General features: G+C 71.7%; 19 protein-coding genes. 16 read left to right on the plus strand and 3 right to left on the minus strand.

What is annotated here, in order from left to right; translation table 11 throughout:
• The 13 genes from ACZ5TL_RS33110 to ACZ5TL_RS33170 all read left to right on the plus strand — a co-directional run bounded on the left by ACZ5TL_RS33110 (position 1) and on the right by ACZ5TL_RS33170 (position 14,646).
• Positions 1 to 1,524, plus strand: a complete 1,524-nt coding sequence (locus ACZ5TL_RS33110) for a right-handed parallel beta-helix repeat-containing protein (RefSeq protein WP_468594497.1) — start codon at positions 1 to 3, stop codon at positions 1,522 to 1,524.
• Between the two features lies 1 nt (position 1,525).
• Positions 1,526 to 2,830, plus strand: coding sequence for an O-antigen ligase domain-containing protein (locus ACZ5TL_RS33115; protein WP_468594498.1), 1,305 nt, complete (start codon positions 1,526 to 1,528; stop codon positions 2,828 to 2,830).
• A 2-nt stretch (positions 2,831 to 2,832) separates the two neighbouring features.
• Complete coding sequence (locus ACZ5TL_RS33120) at positions 2,833 to 4,110, plus strand: glycosyltransferase (RefSeq protein ID WP_468594499.1); 1,278 nt, start codon at positions 2,833 to 2,835, stop codon at positions 4,108 to 4,110.
• Positions 4,107 to 5,381: a methyltransferase domain-containing protein gene (locus tag ACZ5TL_RS33125; protein WP_468594500.1), complete on the plus strand. Its 1,275-nt coding sequence runs from the start codon at positions 4,107 to 4,109 to the stop codon at positions 5,379 to 5,381. The genes ACZ5TL_RS33120 and ACZ5TL_RS33125 overlap by 4 nt, the downstream gene beginning before the upstream one ends.
• The gene (locus tag ACZ5TL_RS33130) at positions 5,378 to 6,187 is read left to right on the plus strand and encodes a glycosyltransferase family protein (protein WP_468594501.1); all 810 of its coding nucleotides are present in this window, start codon (positions 5,378 to 5,380) and stop codon (positions 6,185 to 6,187) included. The genes ACZ5TL_RS33125 and ACZ5TL_RS33130 overlap by 4 nt, the downstream gene beginning before the upstream one ends.
• Positions 6,184 to 6,831 (plus strand): PIG-L deacetylase family protein, encoded by a 648-nt coding sequence (locus tag ACZ5TL_RS33135; protein ID WP_468594502.1) that lies wholly within the window; start codon positions 6,184 to 6,186, stop codon positions 6,829 to 6,831. Before ACZ5TL_RS33130 ends, ACZ5TL_RS33135 begins: the two co-directional genes overlap by 4 nt.
• A 3-nt stretch (positions 6,832 to 6,834) precedes the next feature.
• A complete protein-coding gene (locus ACZ5TL_RS33140) occupies positions 6,835 to 7,869 on the plus strand; it encodes an NAD-dependent epimerase/dehydratase family protein (RefSeq protein ID WP_468594503.1) in 1,035 nt (344 codons plus the stop codon).
• A gap of 44 nt (positions 7,870 to 7,913) precedes the next feature.
• Positions 7,914 to 9,188 (plus strand): DUF4910 domain-containing protein, encoded by a 1,275-nt coding sequence (locus tag ACZ5TL_RS33145; protein WP_468594542.1) that lies wholly within the window; start codon positions 7,914 to 7,916, stop codon positions 9,186 to 9,188.
• A gap of 5 nt (positions 9,189 to 9,193) precedes the next feature.
• On the plus strand, positions 9,194 to 10,483 hold the full coding sequence (locus tag ACZ5TL_RS33150; RefSeq protein WP_468594504.1) for a hypothetical protein: 1,290 nt from the start codon (positions 9,194 to 9,196) through the stop codon (positions 10,481 to 10,483).
• Positions 10,480 to 11,427 carry a glycosyltransferase family 2 protein gene (locus tag ACZ5TL_RS33155; protein ID WP_468594505.1) on the plus strand — a complete coding sequence of 316 codons (948 nt, stop codon included), beginning with the start codon at positions 10,480 to 10,482 and terminating at the stop codon, positions 11,425 to 11,427. The genes ACZ5TL_RS33150 and ACZ5TL_RS33155 overlap by 4 nt, the downstream gene beginning before the upstream one ends.
• Positions 11,424 to 12,710, plus strand: a complete 1,287-nt coding sequence (locus ACZ5TL_RS33160; protein ID WP_468594506.1) for a polysaccharide pyruvyl transferase family protein — start codon at positions 11,424 to 11,426, stop codon at positions 12,708 to 12,710. Before ACZ5TL_RS33155 ends, ACZ5TL_RS33160 begins: the two co-directional genes overlap by 4 nt.
• The gene (rfbC, locus tag ACZ5TL_RS33165) at positions 12,707 to 13,258 is read left to right on the plus strand and encodes a dTDP-4-dehydrorhamnose 3,5-epimerase (protein WP_468594507.1); all 552 of its coding nucleotides are present in this window, start codon (positions 12,707 to 12,709) and stop codon (positions 13,256 to 13,258) included. Before ACZ5TL_RS33160 ends, rfbC begins: the two co-directional genes overlap by 4 nt.
• An 83-nt stretch (positions 13,259 to 13,341) precedes the next feature.
• Entirely contained in the window at positions 13,342 to 14,646 is a 1,305-nt protein-coding gene (locus tag ACZ5TL_RS33170) for a glutamate-1-semialdehyde 2,1-aminomutase (RefSeq protein ID WP_468594543.1), read from the plus strand.
• A gap of 38 nt (positions 14,647 to 14,684) precedes the next feature.
• Here the strand turns inward: ACZ5TL_RS33170 and ACZ5TL_RS33175 are convergent, their stop codons facing one another.
• On the minus strand, positions 14,685 to 15,392 hold the full coding sequence (locus tag ACZ5TL_RS33175; protein ID WP_468594508.1) for a phosphatase PAP2 family protein: 708 nt from the start codon (positions 15,390 to 15,392) through the stop codon (positions 14,685 to 14,687).
• A gap of 713 nt (positions 15,393 to 16,105) precedes the next feature.
• Between ACZ5TL_RS33175 and ACZ5TL_RS33180 the strand changes: the two genes are divergently transcribed.
• The 3 genes from ACZ5TL_RS33180 to ACZ5TL_RS33190 all read left to right on the plus strand — a co-directional run bounded on the left by ACZ5TL_RS33180 (position 16,106) and on the right by ACZ5TL_RS33190 (position 18,633).
• A complete protein-coding gene (locus ACZ5TL_RS33180; RefSeq protein ID WP_468594509.1) occupies positions 16,106 to 16,930 on the plus strand; it encodes a hypothetical protein in 825 nt (274 codons plus the stop codon).
• Positions 16,931 to 17,096: 166 nt separating this feature from the next.
• Positions 17,097 to 17,357 (plus strand): GlsB/YeaQ/YmgE family stress response membrane protein, encoded by a 261-nt coding sequence (locus tag ACZ5TL_RS33185; protein ID WP_283971195.1) that lies wholly within the window; start codon positions 17,097 to 17,099, stop codon positions 17,355 to 17,357.
• 244 nt (positions 17,358 to 17,601) lie between these two features.
• Positions 17,602 to 18,633, plus strand: coding sequence for a sodium:calcium antiporter (locus ACZ5TL_RS33190; RefSeq protein ID WP_468594544.1), 1,032 nt, complete (start codon positions 17,602 to 17,604; stop codon positions 18,631 to 18,633).
• A gap of 222 nt (positions 18,634 to 18,855) precedes the next feature.
• Here ACZ5TL_RS33190 and ACZ5TL_RS33195 read toward each other — a convergent pair whose 3' ends face one another.
• Both ACZ5TL_RS33195 and ACZ5TL_RS33200 read right to left on the minus strand, forming a co-directional pair.
• Positions 18,856 to 19,149 (minus strand): putative quinol monooxygenase, encoded by a 294-nt coding sequence (locus tag ACZ5TL_RS33195; RefSeq protein WP_468594510.1) that lies wholly within the window; start codon positions 19,147 to 19,149, stop codon positions 18,856 to 18,858.
• 417 nt (positions 19,150 to 19,566) lie between these two features.
• Entirely contained in the window at positions 19,567 to 20,529 is a 963-nt protein-coding gene (locus ACZ5TL_RS33200) for a carbohydrate kinase family protein (protein ID WP_468594511.1), read from the minus strand.
• Between the last annotated feature and the right edge of the window lie 73 nt (positions 20,530 to 20,602).

Here is a 20,602-nt window from a genome sequence, read left to right on the forward strand (position 1 = left end):
GTGGGGAACAGGAGGCGGCACTGGGCGTCGGCGGCGGCACCGCTGGCGCTGGCCCTGCTGGCGGCGACCGGCTGTGACAGCACGCCGGACGCCGGGGCGAAGCCGACCGCCGCGCCGTCGTCCACGCCCGTGGCCCGGGTGTGCGCCCAGCCCGCGGCCGGACCGGCCAGGGCGCCGACGGGCGCGGTGACGGTCGACCCCGCGGTCGCCGGTGACCTGGCCGCGAAGACGAAGAGCAGCCCCCCGCACACCACGTTCTGGCTTCGCCCGGGCAAGCACAGGCTCCGGCCGGACCGTTACGCCCAGGTCATCCCCAAGGAGGGGAACCGCTACCTCGGTGCGCCGGGGGCGGTGCTCGACGGGCGGAGGACCAACCAGTACGCGTTCGGCGGCATCGCCCGCGACGTCACCATCCGCCACCTGACCGTGCAGGGTTTCGTCGCGCCGCACAACGAGGGCGTGGTCAACCACGACTCGGCCGACGGGTGGGTGATCGAGCACGCGACGATCCAGCACAACTCCGGCGCCGGGCTGATGGCCGGTGCCCGCCAGCGGGTCCGCGCCAGTTGCCTGCGCGGCAACGGCCAGTACGGCCTGAACGCGTACAAGGCGGGCGGCCGTCTCAGCGGCCTCGTGGTCGAGGGCAACGAGATCACGGGCAACAACACCGGCGACTGGGAGCGGCGGCGGCCGGGCTGCGGCTGCACCGGAGGCGTCAAGTTCTGGGCCGTCGACGGCGCCGACGTACGCGGCAACTGGGTGCACGGCAACCGCGGGGCCGGGCTGTGGGCGGACACCAACAACAACGACTTCCGCATCGAGGACAACGTGCTCGAGGCCAACGACGGTGCCGCGCTGATCTACGAGACCAGCTACAACGCGGTCATCCGGGCGAACACGATCCGGCGGAACAACTGGGTCGAGGGCCGCAGGCGCGCCGACCGCGGCGACACCTTCCCGTTCGCGACCGTCTACCTGTCCGAGTCCGGCGGCGAACCACGGATCCGGGCCCGCACGGACAGGATCGAGATCTACCGGAACGTGCTGGAGAACAACTGGTCCGGGATCACCCTGTGGGAGAACGCCGACCGGTTCTGCAACAGCCCGGCCAACACCTCGTCCGGTGACTGCACGCTGCTGGTGAAGGACACCGACCGCTGCGCACAGCCGGCGATCGCCACCGCACCTCTGTACGCCGACTGCCGGTGGAAGACCCAGCGGGTGGACATCCACGGCAACCGCTTCGTGCTGGACAAGTCCGTCGTCGACTGCACGGTGAAGTGCGACCGGATGGCGGTGCTGGCCAACTACGGCACCTATCCGGACTGGTCGCCGTACCAGGGCGAGCGGGTGGCCGAGGCGATCACCCACCGGCAGCACAACCGCTGGCACGACAACGTCTACCTCGGGCCCTGGACGTTCGTCGCCCACGACCCGAGCCGGACACTCGACGCCGGGCAGTGGCAGGGCCCGCCGTACCGGCAGGACGCGGGCAGCACCTTCCGCGCACGGGACGGTGGTTGAGATGGGCGCGGACCACACACCGAAGGTCGTCGGGACGGTCTGGGGGCTGCTGGTCCTCAACACGCTCGGCTCCGCCGGGGCGAAGACCATCGTCCCGCTGCCCCGCTCCCTCATCCAGATGGTCACCATGGGCGCGCTGGTCGCCGCGTTCGCGCTGGCGCTCGCGGTGAACCTCCGGCTGCGCATCCGAGCCGGCGCCCTCCTGTTCCTGCTCACCCTGCTGCTGGTGCCGAGCGTGCTCTCCAGCGCCAATCTGGAGTCCGGGTTCGGCGCGCTGTTCCGCTGCGCCCGGCTGGCTCTCTTCGTCGGCACGCTGTGGCTGCTCAGCCGCTGGTGGGACGGCGGCGTGACGTTCGTCCGGCACCACATCCGGATGTACTTCGCGGTGCTCGGGTCGGTGGCCGTCGGCCTGGTCATCTCACCGGGCGCGGCCATGCCCGAGCTCTACGGCGGGCGGCTGGTCGGCGCGTTGTGGCCGCTCACCCCGCCGCAGATCGGACAGTACGCCGCGGTGATCACCGGGCTCACCGTGCTGCTCGTACTGGGCCGCCGGACCGACAGGACCAGCGCGGCGGTGATCATCGTGCCGTCACTCGTCCTGCTCGCGCTGACCCATACCCGGACGGCCACGCTCGGCCTGCTCATCGGGCTGGCGTTGGCGATCGGCTCGCTCGTCCCGACCAGCGCCGCCGCCCGCCGGTTCTTCGCCTGGGCGGTGCTGTGCGCGGCTGTCGCCGCGGTGGCGTTCAGCTCCGCGCTTCGGGCGTGGTTCCTGCGCGGGCAGAGCCAGGAGAACTTCTCCAACCTCACCGGCCGGGCCAAGGTCTGGGACGCCCTGCTGGCAGCGCCCCGGACGACCTCGGAGCAACTGTTCGGCGCGGGTCTGGGCGACAAGTCGTTCGACGGGCTGCCGATCGACAACAGCTGGCTGGCCGTCTACCACGAGCAGGGTCTGATCGGCATCGCCCTGGTGGCGACGGTCTTCATCGTGCTGGGCGGTGTCGCGTTGTTGCGGCCACCGTCGCTGCAGAGGGCCTGCGCGATCTTCCTGATCGGCTACTGCGCGATCGCGTCGTACACCGAGGCCGGGCTCGGCGACGCCTCGCCGTACCTGCTGCATCTGGCCGTGGCCGCCTCGCTGCTGGCGGCACCCGCCGCGGCCACTGCCCTCCCGGTACCCGGCGTCACTCGGCTCTCGACGCCCGAAGGCGGCAGGCTTCCGGCGCCCGAAGGCCCCCGGCCCTCAACGCCCGAAGTCCCTCAACGGCGCATACCGCGATGGGCGCGGAGATCGGAGGTGACCTGAGCATGCACGTCCTCGTGGTGCACAACCGCTACGCCTCGGCGCAGCCGAGCGGGGAGAACAAGGTCGTCGACCAGGAGGTCGCTCTGCTGCGCGGGGCCGGCCACCGGGTCGAGGTGTTCGAGCGGCGCAGCGACGACATCGCCGCCCGGTCCCTGCTGGGCAAGGCCGCAGTGCCGCTGCTGGTGCCGTGGAACCCGGCGGTCCGCGCGGAACTCGCCGCCCGCCTGCGCACCGAGCGGCCCGACGTGGTGCACGTCCACAACGTCTTCCCGCTCCTGTCACCGGCGGTGCTGGCCGCCTGCGCCGACGCCGGCGTGCCCGCCGTCGCCACGCTGCACAACTACACCCAGGTCTGTCCGCCCGGCACGCTGCAGCGGGACGGCCGGCCGTGCACCGAGTGCGTCGGAGTCGCGCCGCTGCCCGCCGTCCGGCACGGCTGCTACCGCGGCTCCCGGCTGGCGACGGTGCCGCTCGCGGTCAGCCTGTCGGTCAACCGGCGGCGGTGGTGGTCCGGCGTGGAGCGGTTCCTCTGCATCTCCGCGGCGCAGCGCGACGTCCTGGTGCGGGCCGGCATGCCGGCCGGGCGGCTGGTGGTGAAGCACAACTTCGTGCCCGACCCGGGCGGTTGCCGAGTAGGCGCCGGCGAGCATCTGCTCTATCTCGGCCGGCTCGCGGTGGCCAAGGGCGTGCGGCTGCTCATGGCCGCGTGGGACGAGATCGCCGCCGACGGCGGCGTGGGCGTGCCGCTCGTGGTCGCCGGCACGGGGCCGTTGGAGCGCGAGGTGGCCGCCTGGGCGGAGGGCCGGGACGACGTGCGGTACGTGGGCCTGTACGACACGGCCCAGTGCCGGCAGGCCGTCGCCCGGTCGGTCGCCGTGGTGGCGCCCTCCACATGGCTGGAGGCGTTCGGCCTGGTCGTCGTGGAGGCGATGGCGGCGGGGGTCCCGGTCGTCGCCGCCGGGCACGGCGCCTTCGTCGAACTCGTGGAGGACGGGGTGACCGGGCTGCTGCACCGGCCGGGCGAGCCCGCCTCGCTCGCGTCCTGCCTGCGCCGGATCACGGCCGATCCGGACCTGGGGCGGGAGATGGGCCGGGCGGCCCGACGCCGTTACGAGCAGGACTTCAGCCCGGCCGTCGGTCTGGAGCGCCTGGTGGATGCGTACCGCACCGCGATCGCGGGTCGGTCGGGCGGCGGGGACGGCCCGCCGCCGGTAGAGGACCACAGCACTGGCTCGTGGCGGGGACACCGCGCGAGCAGGGGGGATGGGGACAGTAGATGACACGATGCCGACTCTGCGGCTCGGAAGCGATGGCGAGCGTCGTCGACCTTGGGGCGACGCCACCGTGTGAGAGCTTTCTCGCCGCGGACCAACTGGACCAGCCGGAGCCGGCGTACCCGCTGCACCTGCGGGTCTGCACCGACTGCTGGCTCGCGCAGATCCCGCCGCTGATCACGCCGGAGGAGACGTTCACGCAGTACGCGTACTTCTCCTCCTACTCGACCTCCTGGGTGGAGCACGCGCGCACCTTCGTCGACGGCGCCGCACAGCGGCTGGGTCTGGGACCCGACGCCTTCGTGGTCGAGGTCGCGAGCAACGACGGGTACCTGCTGAGGCACGTGGTGGACCGCGGGATCCGCTGCCTCGGCATCGAGCCGTCGGTGAACGTCGGCGCCGCGGCGCGGGAGGCGGGTGTGCCAACGCTCACGGCGTTCCTCGACCCGGACACCGGCGCCGGCGTCCGCGCCGAGCACGGCCCGGCGGACCTGGTCGTGGCCAACAACGTGTACGCGCACATCCCCGACGTGGTCGGGTTCACCCGGGGGCTGCGCACCCTGGTCGCCGACGACGGCTGGGTCTCCATCGAGGTGCAGCACCTGCTGACCCTGATCGAGGAGAACCAGTACGACACGATCTACCACGAGCACTTCCAGTACTACACGGTCGCCTCCGCGACCCGGGCGCTGGCGAGCGGCGGACTCGCGCTCGTGGACGTCGAGTTGCTGCCCACGCACGGCGGGTCGATCCGGCTGTGGGCCCGGCCCGTCGAGGCGGCCGGAGAACCGACCAATGGGGTATCCCCTGCTCGAGCGAAGCCGAGAGCTTGGGGAAGGGTGGCCGACGTACTGGACCGGGAGAAGGCCGCCGGGCTGCGGGAGCTGTCCGGGTACACCGAGTTCTCCGCCCGGGTGGCCAAGGTGCGCCGCGACCTGCTGCGGTTCCTCATCGAGGCGGCCGAGCGCGGCGAGACGGTCGTCGGCTACGGCGCCCCGGGCAAGGGCAACACCCTGCTCAACCACTGCGGCATCCGGCCCGACCTGCTCCCCTACACCGTCGACCGCAACCCCTACAAGCACGGCAGGTTCACCCCGGGCACCCGCATCCCGATCCTGCCGCCCGAGCGGATAGCCGCCGACGAACCGGACTACGTCCTCGTCCTGCCCTGGAACCTGCGGGCCGAGCTGGTCGAGCAGCTGTCCTTCGTGCACGCCTGGGGCGGCCGGCTGGTCTTTCCCATTCCGGAACTGAGCATTGTCGAGGTCAAGGCATGAAGGTCGTACTGTTCTGCGGCGGTTACGGGATGCGGATGCGCAACGGCGCCTCCGACGACGTGCCCAAGCCGATGGCGATGGTCGGCCCGCGACCGCTGATCTGGCACGTCATGCGCTACTACGCCCACTTCGGGCACACGGAGTTCATCCTGTGCCTCGGGTACGGGGCGCACCACATCAAGGACTTCTTCCTCACCTACGAGGAGACGACCTCCAACGACTTCGTGCTGCGGGGCGGGCGGACCGAATTGCTGTCCACCGACATCGCCGACTGGACGATCACGTTCGCGCAGACCGGCATCGAGTCTCCGATCGGGGAGCGGCTGCGCCGGGTGCGGCACCACCTGGACGGCGACGAGATGTTCCTCGCCAACTACGCCGACGTGCTCACCGACGCCCCGCTGCCGGACATGATCGACCGGTTCGCCCGGCGCGACGCCGGTGCGTCGATGATGGTGGTGCCGCCACAGTCGTCGTTCCACTGCGTGGACCTGGGCGAGGACGGCCTGGTCGGGGGCATCACCCCGGTGAGCGAACTGCCGCTGTGGGAGAACGGCGGCTACTTCGTGCTCCGCCAGGAGGTCTTCGACCACATCCCGGAGAACGGGGACCTGGTCGCCGACGGGTGCGCCCAACTGGCCAAGCGCGGGCGGCTGGTGGCGCACCAGCACCGCGGTTTCTGGAAGCCGACCGACACCGTGAAGGAGCGGGCCGCGCTCGACGAGGCCTACGCCCGGGGCGACCGCCCGTGGGCCGTGTGGGAGCGGGACGGCGCGGGGGCGAACGCCGGGGTGAGGACCGCGTGATACCGCTCGGTACCGGGCGCCTGGACCGGATCGTCGCGGTGGGCGCGCACTGCGACGACATCGCCATCGGCGCCGGCGGCACGCTGCTGACGCTGTGCCGAGCACGGCCGGGTGTCCGCGTCGACGCGCTGGTGCTCTCCGGCGGTGGCAGCGAGCGGGAGCAGGAGGAGCGGGCCGCGCTCGCCGCCTTCTGCCCAGGCGCCGACCTGCGCCCGACCGTGCACAAACTGCCGGACGGCCGGCTGCCCGCGCACTGGGACGAGGCCAAGGCCGCGGTCGAGGAGCTGCGCGAGCGGACCGAGCCGGATCTGGTGCTGGCCCCGCGCACCGACGACGCGCACCAGGATCACCGCGGCCTTGCGAAGCTGGTGACCACCGCGTTCCGCGACCACCTCGTGCTCGGTTACGAGATCGTCAAGTGGGACGGCGATCTCGGCCGCCCGGCGGCGTACCAGCCGCTGCCGCCGGAGATCGCCGAACGGAAGGTGCGGCTGCTGCAGGAGCACTACCCCTCGCAGCGGCACCGGCCCTGGTACGACCGGGAGGCATTCCTCGGGCTGGCCCGGATCCGCGGCATCGAATGCCACGCGCGCTACGCCGAGGCGTTCGCCGTCACCAAACTCACTCTCAACCTGGGGGGTTGAACCTTGCGCGTACTACTGACCGGACACCAGGGCTATCTGGGCACCGTGATGGCCCCGGTCCTCGCCGCCGCCGGGCACGAGGTCGTCGGCCTTGACGTCGGCCTGTTCGCCGACTGCGTCCTCGGCCCGCCGCCCGCGGACCCGTCAGGGCACCGTGTGGACCTGCGCGACATCACGGCCGAACACGTCGCCGGGGTGGACGCCGTGATCCACCTCGCCGCGCTGTCCAACGACCCGCTGGGAGCGCTGGCACCGGACCTCACCTACGACATCAACCACCACGCGTCCGTACGGCTGGCCCGGCTGGCCCGCGACGCCGGAGTGCGGCGCTTCCTGTACGCGTCGACCTGCTCGGTCTACGGCGCCGCCGGCGGCGGTGACTCGGCGGACCTGGTGAACGAGGAGGCCCCGCTGCGCCCGGTGACGCCGTACGCGGAGTCCAAGGTGCGGGTGGAGGACGACCTGCACCCGCTCGCCGACGGCGACTTCAGCCCGGTGTTCCTGCGCAACGCCACCGCCTTCGGCCACTCACCCCGGCTGCGCGCCGACATCGTGCTGAACAACCTGGTGGGCCACGCACTCCTGTCCGGCGAGGTGCTGGTGCTCTCCGACGGCACTCCCTGGCGCCCGCTGGTGCACGCCGCCGACATCGCACGGGCCTTCGCGGCCGCGCTGGTCGCGCCGCGGGAAGCGGTGCACGACCGGGCGTTCAACATCGGCAGCGAGATCAACAATGTCACGGTCGCCGAGATCGCCGAGCAGGTCGCCGAGGCGGTGCCCGGCTCGCGGGTGGTGATCACCGGGGAGACCGGTGCCGATCCGCGGTCGTACCGGGTGGACTTCTCCCGGTTCCGCGCCGCGGTGCCCGGCTTCGACTGCGAGTGGACGGTGAAGCAGGGCGCGCTCGAACTAACCGACGCCTACCGGAAACACGGGCTGACCCGGGAGGACTTCGAGCGACGCTTCACCCGCCTTGCCGTGCTGCGCGCGGCGTCCGACGCCGGCACCGTCGACGACACCCTGCGGTGGCGCGTATGACCTCGACCGGTGGACAGCCGATGACCACGGCCGGCGGACAGCCGATGACCACGGCCGGCGCCGAGATGTACGCGCTGGTGGAGCGGTTGTACCCGCTGTGCCGGAGCATCACCGGCGACGGTGTGCGCGCCACCTTGGACATCGTCGGCGAGTACGTCCCGCTGCGGGTGCACGAGGTCCCGACCGGGACGCAGGTGCTCGACTGGACGGTGCCGCAGGAGTGGAACATCCGGGACGCGTACATCGCCGACGCCGCCGGCAACCGGGTCGTCGACTTCGCCGCGTCCAGCCTGCACGTGCTCGGCTACAGCGTGCCGGTGTCGGCGACCATGCCGCTGGCCGAGCTTCGCGCGCACCTGCACACCCTGCCCGACCACCCGAGCTGGGTGCCGTACCGCACCAGCTACTACAAGCCGGAATGGGGCTTCTGCCTGGCCCAGGAGACCTTGGACGCGCTGCCGGACGGCGAGTACGAGGTGTGCATCGACTCCACACTCACCGACGGCCACCTCACCTACGCCGAGCACCTGGTCCCCGGCCAGGTCGCCGACGAGGTGATCGTCTCCTGCCATGTCTGCCACCCGTCGCTGGCCAACGACAACCTGGCCGGCATCGCGGTGGCGACGTTCCTGGCCCGGGCGCTGGCGGAGCAGACGCCGTACTACACCTACCGGTTCATCTTCGCGCCCGGCACCATCGGGGCGATCACCTGGCTGGCCCGCAACGCGGAGCGGGTGGACCGGGTCAAGCACGGCCTGGTGCTGGCCTGCGCCGGCGACTCGGGGCAACTGACGTACAAGCAGAGCAGGCGCGGCGACGCGGAGATCGACCTGGTGCTGCGGCACGTCCTGGCCGCCTCCGAACGCCCGCACCAGATCACCGAGTTCACTCCGTACGGCTACGACGAGCGGCAGTTCTGCTCGCCCGGGTTCGACCTCGGCGTGGGCTCGCTCAGCCGGACCCCGTACGCGGGCTACCCCGAGTACCACACCTCGGCGGACAACCTGGACTTCGTCTCCCCGGAGGCGATGGCGGACACGCTCGCCGTCTGCCGCGAGGCGTTCGCCGTGCTGGACCGCAACCGGCGGTACCTCAATCTCAGCCCCCACGGCGAACCCCAGCTCGGCCGACGTGGGTTGTACGACGCGCTCGGCGGCCGCAGCGACACCAAGCAGGCGCAGATGGCCATGCTCTGGGTGCTCAACCTCTCCGACGGCGAGCACAGTCTGCTGGATGTCGCCGAGCGCTCCGGGCTGCCGTTCGACACGGTCGCCGCCGCGGCCGGCGCCCTGCACGGCGCCGGACTCATCAAGGCATGACGCCGATGACCACCGAGAAGGAGAAGGCGACGAAACCAGCCGGATCGGCCCGGCGGGCCGTCGTCGGCCGGCTGTCCTGGGGGCTGGCCGACCAGGCGGCCTCCAGCATGACCAACTTCGCGGTGGGGATCTACGTGGCCCGCTCGCTGGGGACGGCCGCGTTCGGCGTGTTCGGCCTGGCCTGGGTGACGTACGGCGTGGTGCTCAGCGTCTCCCGCGGCCTGGCCACCGACCCGCTGGTGGTCCGCTTCAGCGGCGTGCCGGACGCGTCCTGGCGTGAGGCGGCGGGCCGGGCGTCGGGCACCGCGCTCGGCGTCGGCGCCGCCGTGGGCGCGGCATGTCTGGCGGTCGGGCTGGGTCTCGGCGGCAGCGTGGGGCCCGCGTTCGCCGCCCTCGGCGTCGTACTGCCGGGGCTGCTGCTGCAGGACGCCTGGCGGTACTCGTTCTTCGCCGCCGGCACCGGTCGGAAGGCCTTCGTCAACGACCTCGTGTGGGGCGTCGCGCTCGTCCCGGCCATGGTCGTGGCGGCCCACGTGGGCAGCGTGGCCGCCTTCGTGCTCGCCTGGGGCGCGTCCGCAGCGGTGGCCGCGGCGTACGGCTGCCTCCAGTCCGGCATCCGGCCCCGGCTGACCGATGCGCGCCGGTGGCTGCGCGAGCACCGCGACCTCGGCTACCGGTACCTCGTCGAGAACGTCGGCGTCAGCGGCGCGAGCCAGCTGCGGGCGTACGGGCTCGGCGCGATCGTCGGGGTCGGCGCGGTGGGTGCGGTCCGGGGCGCCGAGCTGCTGCTCGGCCCGTTCCTCGCGGTGCTGATGGGGCTGTCGCTGGTCACCGTCGCGGAGGCGGCACGGGTGCTGCGGCGGGCCCCGCACCGGCTGGGCAGATTCTGCCTCCTGCTCGGCGGCGGGCAGGCCGTCGCCGCGCTGCTCTGGGGCGCGGCGCTGCTGCTGGTGCCGGACCGGGCCGGCGAGTTCGTGCTCGGCGACGTCTGGAGCTCCGCCGCGGAACTGATCGTGCCGGCCACGCTCGGCGTCGCGGGCGCCGGCCTCGGCGTCGGCGCGGCGGCCGGTCTGCGCGCCCTCGCCGCGGCCCGGCGCAGCCTGCGCTGCCAGCTGTTCGCCTCCACCCTGTACGTCATCGGCGGGCTCGGCGGTGCGGCCGTGGCCGGCACGGTCGGCTCGGCGTGGGGCGTCGCCGCCGCGACCGTCAGCGGCTCGGCCGTGTGGTGGCTGCACCTGCGGTCCGCCCTGCGCGAGCGCCATCACCATTCGATCCCCGAAGTGAGGACTGCATGACCGCCCATCCCCGGTTGAGCATCGGCCTGCCCGTGTACAACGGCGAGGAGTACCTGGCCGAGGCGCTCGACGCCCTGCTCGGCCAGACCTACGAGGACTTCGAACTGGTCATCTCCGACAACGCCTCCACCGATGAGACCCAGGACATCTGCCGCAAGTACGCCGAGCAGGACTCGCGCATCCGTTACATCCGGCTGACCCGGAACATCGGCGCCGCGCCGAACCACAACTACGTGTTCACCGAGTGCCGCGGCGAACTGTTCAAGTGGGCCTCGCACGACGACCTGTACGCCCGGGACCTGCTGCGGCGCTGTGTGGAGGCGCTGGACGAGCGGCCGGACGTGGTCCTCGCGCACTCCGGCCAGGCGGTCATCGACGGCGACGGCCAGGTGAAGGTCCCGTACGAGTACGGGCTCGCCACCGACTCGCCGCACGCGCCGGAGCGCTTCCGCAGTCTGCTGTTCGAGCCCGGTGGCGACGACTTCTACGGCGTGATGCGGGCCGACATGCTGCGCAAGGTCAAGCCGCACGACAGCTACCACCACGCGGACCGCACCTTCGTCGCCGAGATCACCCTGCACGGGCCCTTCCACCAGGTGCCGGAGCTGCTGTACTTCCGCCGCGACCACCCCACCCGCGCCGAGCGGGCGAACCCTTCCAAGCGTTCCCGGTGCGTCAATCTGGACCCGCGCCGGGCGGGCCCGCTGCACCCGACACCCCGGCTGCTCGCCGAGTACGTCTGGGGCTTCGTCTCGGCGATCCAGCGGGCGCCGCTGTCCCCGGCCGACCGGCGCGCGTGCTACCGCCACCTGGCCGCGTGGATGACCAGCCGGGCCCGGCCGGGCGCCGGCGAGCGGGTCGAGGACCGCGCCCCGGTCGACCCGGCCAGGCTCACCGTCTCCGTCAACGCCATCGTGGCGGGCCGTGAGGGGAGGCAGCCGTGACCGCTGCCCGCGTCGGGGTGTTCGGCCTGCTCGGCTCCGGCAACCTCGGCAACGACGGGTCGCTCGAAGCCGTGCTCGGGTACCTGCGCGCCGAGCACCCGGAGGCGGTCGTGGACGCGCTGTGCGGCGGACCCGAGGTCGTCACGGCCCGGTACGGGATCCCCGCGACACGGCTGCACTGGTACCGCGGGGAGTACCGGACCGCGTCGCGTGCGGGCGCGATCGCGGCGAAGGGTCTGGGCAAACTCGTCGACGCCTTCCGCACCGCCGCCTGGGTGCGCCGGCACGATGTGGTGATCGTGCCGGGCATGGGCGTCCTGGAGGCCACGCTGCCACTGCGGCCGTGGGGCTTCCCGTACGCGCTGTTCCTGCTCTGCGCGTCCGGCCGGCTGTTCGGCACCCGGGTCGCGCTGGCCGGCGTCGGCGCCGCCCCGATCGCCAACCGGCCGACCCGAACCCTGGTGCGCTGGTCGGCACGTCTTGCCACCTACCGCTCGTACCGTGACGTCCAGTCCCGCGACGCGATGCGGGCGATGGGCGTGGACACCGCGCGCGACGAGGTCTACCCGGACCTCGCCTTCGCCCTGCCGACGCCGCCGACGAGCGCGCCCTCGGGGCCTGTTCCGCCGCGTGCGGGCGGGCCGGGCGCCGGGGCGCGGACGGGGAACCCGAAACAGGCCCTGAGCCCGCCGGGCCCGGTCTGTGTCGGCGTCATGGCCTTCCACGGCGGCGACGACGACCGCGCCCGGGCCGGGGAGATCCACCGGCGCTACCTCGACGGGACGACCCGGTTCGTCCGCGCGCTGGTCGAGGACGGCAGGCCGGTCCGCCTGCTCACCGGCGACGCGTGCGATGCGCCGGTGGTCGCCGCGATCCTCGACGCCGTGGACTCACCGCTGGTCACCGCTGCCGAGGCGGCCTCGCTGGCCGACCTGATGAAGGAGACGGCGGCCGCCGACACCGTGGTGGCGACCCGGTACCACAACCTGGTCTGCGCGCTGAAGGTCGGCACACCGACGCTGGCGCTCAGCTACGCGGCGAAGAGCGACGCGCTCATGGATCGGATGGGGCTTGCCGCATACCGCCACCCGGCTCGCGAGGTCGACGCCGACCGGCTGCTCGAGCAGTTCCGGGCACTGGAGCAGCGTTCGGCGGAGCTGCGGCGGACCCTCACCGAGCGGAACCTGGTCGCCGCCCGCCAACTCGACCACCAGTTCACCGCCTTGACCACTGCCCTGTTCCCGACGACGGACCACGCTCACGCTCGGCAGGAGACTCCATGAAAGCGACCGAAGTCCCGGAGATCGCGGGCGCGTACCTCTTCGAGCCGACGCCGTACGCCGACGAACGCGGCTTCTTCTGCCGCACCTTCGACGCCGACGTGTTCCGCTCGGTGGGCCTCGACCCGGACGCCTTCGTCCAGGACAGCCTGTCGCGCTCGGCCCGGGGCGTGCTGCGCGGCCTGCACCTGCGCTCCGGCGCCGGAGAGGCCAAGCTGGTGCGGTGCTCGTACGGGAGGATCTTCGACGTCGTCGTGGACCTGCGGACGGACTCGCCGACCTACCGCAACCGGGCCTTCTTCGAACTGTCCGACGAGACGCAGAAGACCCTGTACATCCCGGCGGGGTGCGCGCACGGCTTCCAGGCGCTCACCGAAACCGCTGACACCTCGTACCGCATCGACCGCCCGCACGATCCGTCCGAGGACGTGACGATCGCCTTCGACGACCCGGAGCTCGCCATCCCCTGGCCGCTGCCGGTCACATCGATGTCCCAGCGCGACCGGGAGGCGCCGAGCCTCGCCGAGGTTCTGAAGGCAGGAGAGAAGTGAGGGCCGACGTGGACACCGAACACACCGAACACACCGAAGAGACCGAGGAGCGCCAGGAGCGCGAGGAGACGGCGGAGTTCCGCCTGCCCCGGTCGCGGCTGGCGAACGAGCGGCTGCACGCCCTGATCCCCGGCGGCGCGCACACCTACGCCAAGGGCGACGACCAGTACCCCGAGAACCTGGCCCCGGTCATCAGCCACGGCCGCGGTGCCCACGTGTGGGACATCGACGGCAACCGCTACGTCGAGTACGGCTCGGGCCTGCGGTCGGTCAGCCTCGGCCACGCCCACCCACGCGTGATCGAGGCGGTGCGACGGGAACTCGGCCGCGGCAGCAACTTCGTCCGGCCGTCCGTCGTGGAGGTCGAAGCCGCGGAACGCTTCCTGGCCACGGTGCCGACCGCCGAGATGGTGAAGTTCGCGAAGAACGGCTCCGACGCCACCACCGCCGCGGTGCGCCTCGCCCGCGCCGCCACCGGGCGCCCGCGGGTGGCCCTCTGCGCCGACCATCCGTTCTTCTCCGTCGACGACTGGTTCATCGGCACCACGCCGATGTCCGCCGGCATTCCGGCGGCCACCAACGAGCTCACCGTGGCGTTCCCTTACGGAGATCTGGCTGCCACGGAGGAACTGCTCACCCGGTACCGGGACGAAGTCGCCTGCCTGATCCTCGAACCCGCCACCCACACCGAGCCACCGCCCGGCTACCTCGCCGGCCTGCGCGAACTGGCCGACCGGCACGGCTGCGTACTGATCTTCGACGAGATGATCACCGGCCTCCGCTGGTCCGAGGCGGGGGCCCAGGGCCTGTACGGCGTCGTCCCCGACCTCTCCACGTTCGGCAAGGCGCTGGGCAACGGATTCGCCGTCTCCGCGCTGGCCGGGCGCCGCGATCTGATGGAGCGGGGCGGGCTGCGTCACTCCGGCGACCGGGTGTTCCTGCTGTCCACCACGCACGGTGCGGAAACGCACTCCCTGGCAGCTGCGATGGCCGTGCTCACCACGTACGTCGAGGAGGGCGTCACCGCGCGGCTGCACGCCCTCGGCGAGCGGTTGGCCGCCGGTGTCCGCGAGGCCGCGGCCGCCATGGGCGTCGGCGACCACGTCGTCCTCCGGGGCCGGGCCAGCAACCTGGTCTTCGCCACCCTCGACGAGAACGGGCAGCCGTCGCAGCAGTACCGCACCCTGTTCCTGCGCCAACTCCTCGCGGGCGGGGTGCTGGCCCCGTCGTTCGTGGTGAGCAGCGCGCTCGACGACGCCGACATCGCTCACACCGTCGACGTGGTGGCCCAGGCATGTGCGGTGTACCGGAAGGCACTGGACGCCGCCGACCCCACCCCCTGGCTGGCCGGACGACCGGTGAAGCCCGTGTTCCGCCGCTTGGCGTGACGTGCCGTGTGGTGCCCTGCCGTGACGGTGGCGTGACGTCAGCGCCGCTCCCGCCGCCGCCCGGCGTCGGCCGTCCGGTCGACCAGCCGGTCAGCCATCCGGTCGGACATCCGGTCAGCCATCCGGTCGACCAGCCACGCGGTCGCCGGTATCACCGCCAGCGCGGTGCACCAGCCGCCGAGGACGTCGGTCGGGTAGTGCGCACCCAGGGCGACCTGCGCCCAGCCCATGGTGGCGCCGGCGACCAGCGCCGCGGCGAGCACGAGTGCCGTGCCGGCCGTCCTGCCGAGGCCGAGCCGGCCGGTCGCGAGCAGCGCCACCACGAGGGCGAACGCGGTGAGGAATGCGGTGTGCCCGCTCGGGTAGGACAGGTGCCCGTCGTGGATGGTGCGTCCCGCCAGGGGCTTGAGCAGCGTCGTCGTCCCCACGGTCATGCCGGTACCGGCGACGACGAGCACGGCCGCGCGGGGACGCCGAAGCAGCAGGCAGCCCGTCACGGTGGCCACGACCAGCGCCGCCGCTCCCCCGGGCTCCCCCAGGAAGTCCGTGGCCAGAGCGACGCCCCGCCCCGTCGGCCCCACCCCGTTCACCGCCGCCCAGATCCGCGCGTCCACCAGGCCGGGCTCGCTGTCACCGGCATAGAGGACCCCGAGCACCACGACCACCAGCCCGGCGAGGGCCGCCACCAGCCCGAGCGGCACACGCAGCGACGGAGGCAGCACCGCGGGCGCCGACCGGCCGGTCACAGGCCCACCGCGTCCGGTCGGCCTGCGGTGCTGCGCCGTGATCGGCAGATGGTGTTCCGGATGTCGACTTCTCGAGTCATGGTGAGGGTGCGGGCCTTCATCCGACCGGTGGGCAGCAATGCGTCAGCGGCTTCCTGTTCCCCCTGTTCCAGGCCCTCTTGCAGACTGCCCGGCCTGCTGTCGGTGAACTGACGCCGGCCGATGTGGCCTTCGGCTGCTGCCGGCGCCGACGGCCCCCCTGCCGGTAGACGCGGGCGTCGTGGTCGGCGAGGTGGGCGAGCGGGCTGTAGTCGCTGGAGGTCATCCCGGCACATTCTTCCACCACGGCCACGACCTCACATGGGAGTCGTGAACACGCACTCCGCCCCCACCGTCTTGCCCGGCCCTCCGGAACGGAGGTGCCAGTCCCAGCGGGTGGCGAGCGCCGCGACGAGAAGCAAGCCCCGGGACAGGCGGCGGCTCGGCCATGTCCGCCGGAGGCGGCAACGCCTCAGGCGGGGGCGTGTCGTCGCGCTCCTTGCTGAAGCGGTCCCACTCGTCGCGCACCTTCCCGGCGGACTTGATCACGTCCGGAAGCCGATCCAACAATCCCGCCAAGGCAAAGGGGAAGATGGCCGCCTCACCAGCGAGGGCGAGGACGAAGCGGATGCAATCGCGTCGCCGTGCGTTAGTTTCCAGTTGCCGTGTGAGGACGCCTCGGAGGAGCAGAGCACATGAAGACCCGTTCGAGACTCACCGCCCTCCTGTTCCTGCTGTCCTCCCTGCCCCTGTCCGCCTGCACCAGTGAGGAGCCGGACCCGGCTGCGTCGCAGAGCCCGGCGGACCACCTCGACCTGGCGGAAGAGGCGATGGCTGCCAGCCCTGGGTGGAGGTTCCAAGTGCGAGGAGAGGAGAAACTGACGCTGCGAGGGCAGCAGAACGAGACTATCCACTCGGGCATGGTGGAGCGCACCCAGGACCCCCTGGCGCTGCATGCACGCAGATCCATATTCACCGGCAAGGACACACGCGGGGAGGAGCTGTTCGTGCTCGGCGGCTCGGGCTACCTCAGCAGGGAGAGATCGGCAGAGTGGAAGCAGGCGTCCGCGACCGACCCGGAGATCGCGAACAAGGTGGAGGACCCGGTGGCCGCCCTCGTCGATTTCAGGGCCTACACGAAGAGGGCAGCCGGTGTTGACATCACGCTGACGAAGAGCGCATACGGCCACCAGATCACGCTCAAGGCCGACGTCACGTCACGGAAACTCTCCGATGTACGGGACCGTCCCTGGGCGGCAAAGGCCCAGCGGGAAGTGCAACCGGCCCTGGACCGATTGCGCGAGGGAGGGGTCCGGGTGAGCGATGACCAACTCACCCTCGTCGGCCTGGAGGAGGCGCTGACCCTGGACTCCGCGACGCACCGCATATTGACGCACTGGTTCCGCTTCACCGTCCGCCTGCCGTACGGCAGCGACACGGTCACATACACACAGGAGGTGAAGGAGACGAACCAGGGCGAGTTCAAGGAGCGGATCGAGCTCCCGGAGGGCCTCGTTTGACCTGGACGCCTGGCGTTCACCTCCATCGCCTGCAGCCTCATCTGCTACCGCAGACTCGCCGAATGAGACGACGTCCAAGAAGCGCGGCCCGGCAAGCGTCCAGACATCTGTGTCAGAGATCAGCCAGTGGGCATTCGTACAGCCAACGACTTCGAGGGAGGGACGCATGGAGATCTCCGGAATCATCACCGCCATCATCATCGGCGCCGTCATCGGTGTGCTGGGGCGGCTCGCCCTGCCCGGCCGCCAGCACACCGGCATCTTGTGGACCATCGCCGTCGGTATCGTCGCCGCTCTGATCGGCACCGCCATCGCCGCCGCCATGGGCGTCGCCGACACCGGAGGTATCGACTGGATCGAACTGGCCATCCAGATCGCGCTCGCCGCGGGCGGCGTCGCCGCCGTCGAACGCCTCAAAGGCCGCTGACCACAGCCCACCAGCGTCTCTTTCGGGCCGCCCGGCATTTCCCGGGCGGCTCACGCACACCCAACTCCGCACAATGGCTCGATACCGCCGGCGGTCCGGTCTGCGGCCCCCGCGCCTGGGGCGGCCGACCGTTCGCTGCGGGCGAGCGGGCCCCCTGGTACGCCGGTGTGAAGCGAGAGCCACCCGGTACGAGAACGCTCACCGCCTTCTGCGACCGCACTGACGAAGGACTGCCATGCTCACCCTGCTGACCGACCTGTGGCCGTTGAGTTGGAGCGTGGGAGTCTTCCTTGTGGCCACGGCCGTGACCGTGGTGTGCAGCATCCGGCTCGCAGGGCTGGGTGACACCCTCGCCGACCGCACCGGCTGGGGCGAGGCCCTCTTCGGCGCGGTGCTGTTCGGCCTGGTGACGTCTCTCTCAGGCATTGTGATGACCGCCGTGAGCGCCGCCGCGGACCAGCCGCGCCTTGCCTACAGCAACGCCGTAGGAGGTATTGCGGCACAGACGGTGGCACTCGTCGTCGCTGACGCTTTCCTGCGAAAGGTCAACCTCGAACACGCCGCCGCCTCGGTCTCCAACATGCTGTTCGGCTGCCTGCTCATCGGGCTGCTGGGCATCGCCCTCATGGCAACGTTCAGCCCGTCCGTGACCTTCCTGAGCCTGCATCCGGCCTCCGTCGTTCTGGTGGCCTTCTACCTCGGCGCTCTGGTACTCATCCGCAGCCGCGGGGAACCCATGTGGCAGGCGGTACGTACCCGGGACACGCTTCCCGATGTCCCGGACGCAGACGTCCAAGGGCTTGCTGCTCACTCGACACCGCGGCTGTGGAGCGAGTTCGCCGCTGTGGCGGGACTCGTGGCTGTCGGCGGCTGGGCGGTGGCCCGGGCCGCGGAGGGCATCGTGGAGCACACAGGGCTGAGTGCCGGCCTCGTGGGGGCTGTGTTCATGGGCCTGGTCAACGCCCTGCCGGAGACGGTCACCTCCATTGCCGCCGTCCGGCGTGGCGCTGTCACCTTGGCCATCGCCGCCATCATCGGCGGCAACTGCCTGGACGCACTCAACCTGGTTGTCGGCGACATCGCCTATCGAGGCGGATCCCTGTACCACGCTGCGCACCCGGACGAGCTGTTCCTTACCACCGGCGCGATGGTCATGACTGCCGTTCTGCTCGGCGGCCTCCTCGTCCGCCAGAAACGAGGCTGGCTCAAGATCGGCTTCGACGGCATCCTGCTGATCACCATCTACGCCAGCATGGTTGCCGTGCTCGCCCTCTGAGAGACGAGCGCCCCCTTTTCACCCGATGTATATGACCAGCGCCCGGTGTTCGGTGCAGCAGGTGTTTGAGAGCGCCGCTGGGCACGGTGGTAGGCGTAGCCGTGAACATGCCTCCGGTCCCGGATCCGGTTCGACGGCGCGGCAAGGGCCGGGCCCGCGTGTGGGCCCGGCCGACGTCAGGTCACCGGATCAAGAGAACTCGGTTCACCGGATCAAGAGGGCTCAGGTCACCGCGTCGAGGAAGGTCAGCACCGAGGCGTCCTCCTCGATCAGCGGGGCGAGTGCGGTGTTGAACGGGCCGCCATACGGGGCCTTCAGGTGTGCCTGGAAGGCCTCCTCGTCCCTGTACGCCTCGAAGATCCAGTAGGCGCGCGGGTCGGCCTCCCTGGTGTAGACGTCGAAGGCGAGGTTGCCCTCTTCCTGGCGCACCTTCTCGGCGTACTCCAGGATCATGCGGGCGACCTCGTCCTCCGCACCCTCGCGTGCGGTGAACTCGGCGAGCAGGGTTCTCTTCATGGTCTCGTGTCCTTGTCCGTCGTGGGCGGAGTCGAGGTGCCGGGCGCTGGGTCTGGTCCAGCGGCTCGGGGTACGGCGAGGTGACGGCGGTGACCGCCTGGGGGCCGGGCGGGGCCGCGGACAGCGCGCAGACGGTCGCCACCGGCGCGATCATCCGTACACGGGCATGCCGGGATACACGTCCTGAGCTCATGGTGTCTCCTGTGCCACGGCCGTCCGCGCGCAGCGGAGCCTGGTTGCCCGGAGCGGAGCCGAGCAAAGAGTGACGCCTTGTCGGCGCCGACGTCCGCGGCGCCGACAAGGTTTGTCATCCTCGACGTGTGTCATCGATGACATCGAGTGGCCCGATGATGGACGCCATCCGGCCGACACGTCAACGGTCCGGCCGTGATGTTCACGGGGCGACTCGTCCGTCCGTCATGCTCGATCGGTCGTCGCGAGCTGCTCCAGCCGGCTCCGCCACGGGGGGTTGGGGCCGGCGACCGAGCAGGTCAGGGCCGCGACCCGGGTGGCGAACCGGCAGGCCTCGGCGACCTCGTCGAGGCGGAGTCGGGTCAGTCGGCCACCGAGCAGTCCGCGGGCGCCCAGGTGGTGCAGCAGACCGGCCGTGAAGGAGTCCCCGGCCCCGACCGTGTCGGCGACGTGTGTCGGCACGGCGGGCACCTGGACACGTTCGCCGTAGAGCGAGGCCAGGGCGCCGTCGGCGCCCTGCGTGATCACCACGAGCCGCGCCCCGGCGGCGTGCCAGATGTCGCACGCCTCCTCCGGCGGCGTGCCCGGCAGCAGGAGTTCCAGGTCGTCCTCGCTCAGCCGCAGTACGTCGGCGAGTCCGCACCAGTGCGCCAGCCGGGCGCGGTAGACATCGGGGTGCACCAGCAGGGGCCGGACGTTGGGGTCGATGCTGATGGTCGCGTGAGGGGCGGCCGCCGCCAGGAAGTCCTCCACCACCGCCGCCCCGGGTTCCTGGACCAGTGCCAGGGATCCGGTGTGCACACAAGCGGTACCGGCGAGGTCCACCCCGGCCAGTTCCGCGCCCGTCCACTGCCAGTCGGCGGTGGCCCGGGCATGGAAGGAGAACGCCGCCCGGCCCTGGGAGTCCAGTTCGGCCACGGCGAGCGTGCTGGGCTCGGCGGCCTCGACCGCATGTGAGAGATCCACGCCGGACGCCTCCAGATGGGCCCGGAAGAGGCGGCCGAACACATCGCCGGACAGCCGCGCGAGGAAGCGGGCCGGAGTGCCCAGCCTGGCCAGGGCCACCGCCGTGTTGGCGGGTCCGCCGCCCGGCAGCACGCGCAGGGCGAGTTCGTTCCGGGCACGTGCGGGTTCGGTGAACGCGTCGGCGACGCATTCTCCCAGGACGGTGATCTGGCGCGGGCTCATGGGCTGCTCTTCTCTGGGAACGCGCGAGGCGGAAACGGGCACGACCCGGGCATGCCGGCGATCGGCTTCGGGC

This window comes from Streptomyces sp. NPDC033136 (genome assembly GCF_055578235.1).

Coding starts and splice junctions, on each gene's coding strand:
- ACZ5TL_RS33115 (WP_468594498.1), top strand. CDS start 1,526: ATGGGCGCGGACCACACACCGAAGGTCGTCGGGACGGTCTGGGGGCTG.
- ACZ5TL_RS33120 (WP_468594499.1), top strand. CDS start 2,833: ATGCACGTCCTCGTGGTGCACAACCGCTACGCCTCGGCGCAGCCGAGC.
- ACZ5TL_RS33125 (WP_468594500.1), top strand. CDS start 4,107: ATGACACGATGCCGACTCTGCGGCTCGGAAGCGATGGCGAGCGTCGTC.
- ACZ5TL_RS33130 (WP_468594501.1), top strand. CDS start 5,378: ATGAAGGTCGTACTGTTCTGCGGCGGTTACGGGATGCGGATGCGCAAC.
- ACZ5TL_RS33145 (WP_468594542.1), top strand. CDS start 7,914: ATGACCACGGCCGGCGCCGAGATGTACGCGCTGGTGGAGCGGTTGTAC.
- ACZ5TL_RS33150 (WP_468594504.1), top strand. CDS start 9,194: ATGACCACCGAGAAGGAGAAGGCGACGAAACCAGCCGGATCGGCCCGG.
- ACZ5TL_RS33155 (WP_468594505.1), top strand. CDS start 10,480: ATGACCGCCCATCCCCGGTTGAGCATCGGCCTGCCCGTGTACAACGGC.
- rfbC (WP_468594507.1), top strand. CDS start 12,707: ATGAAAGCGACCGAAGTCCCGGAGATCGCGGGCGCGTACCTCTTCGAG.
- ACZ5TL_RS33180 (WP_468594509.1), top strand. CDS start 16,106: ATGAAGACCCGTTCGAGACTCACCGCCCTCCTGTTCCTGCTGTCCTCC.
- ACZ5TL_RS33185 (WP_283971195.1), top strand. CDS start 17,097: ATGGAGATCTCCGGAATCATCACCGCCATCATCATCGGCGCCGTCATC.
- ACZ5TL_RS33195 (WP_468594510.1), bottom strand. CDS start 19,149: ATGAAGAGAACCCTGCTCGCCGAGTTCACCGCACGCGAGGGTGCGGAG.
- ACZ5TL_RS33200 (WP_468594511.1), bottom strand. CDS start 20,529: ATGAGCCCGCGCCAGATCACCGTCCTGGGAGAATGCGTCGCCGACGCG.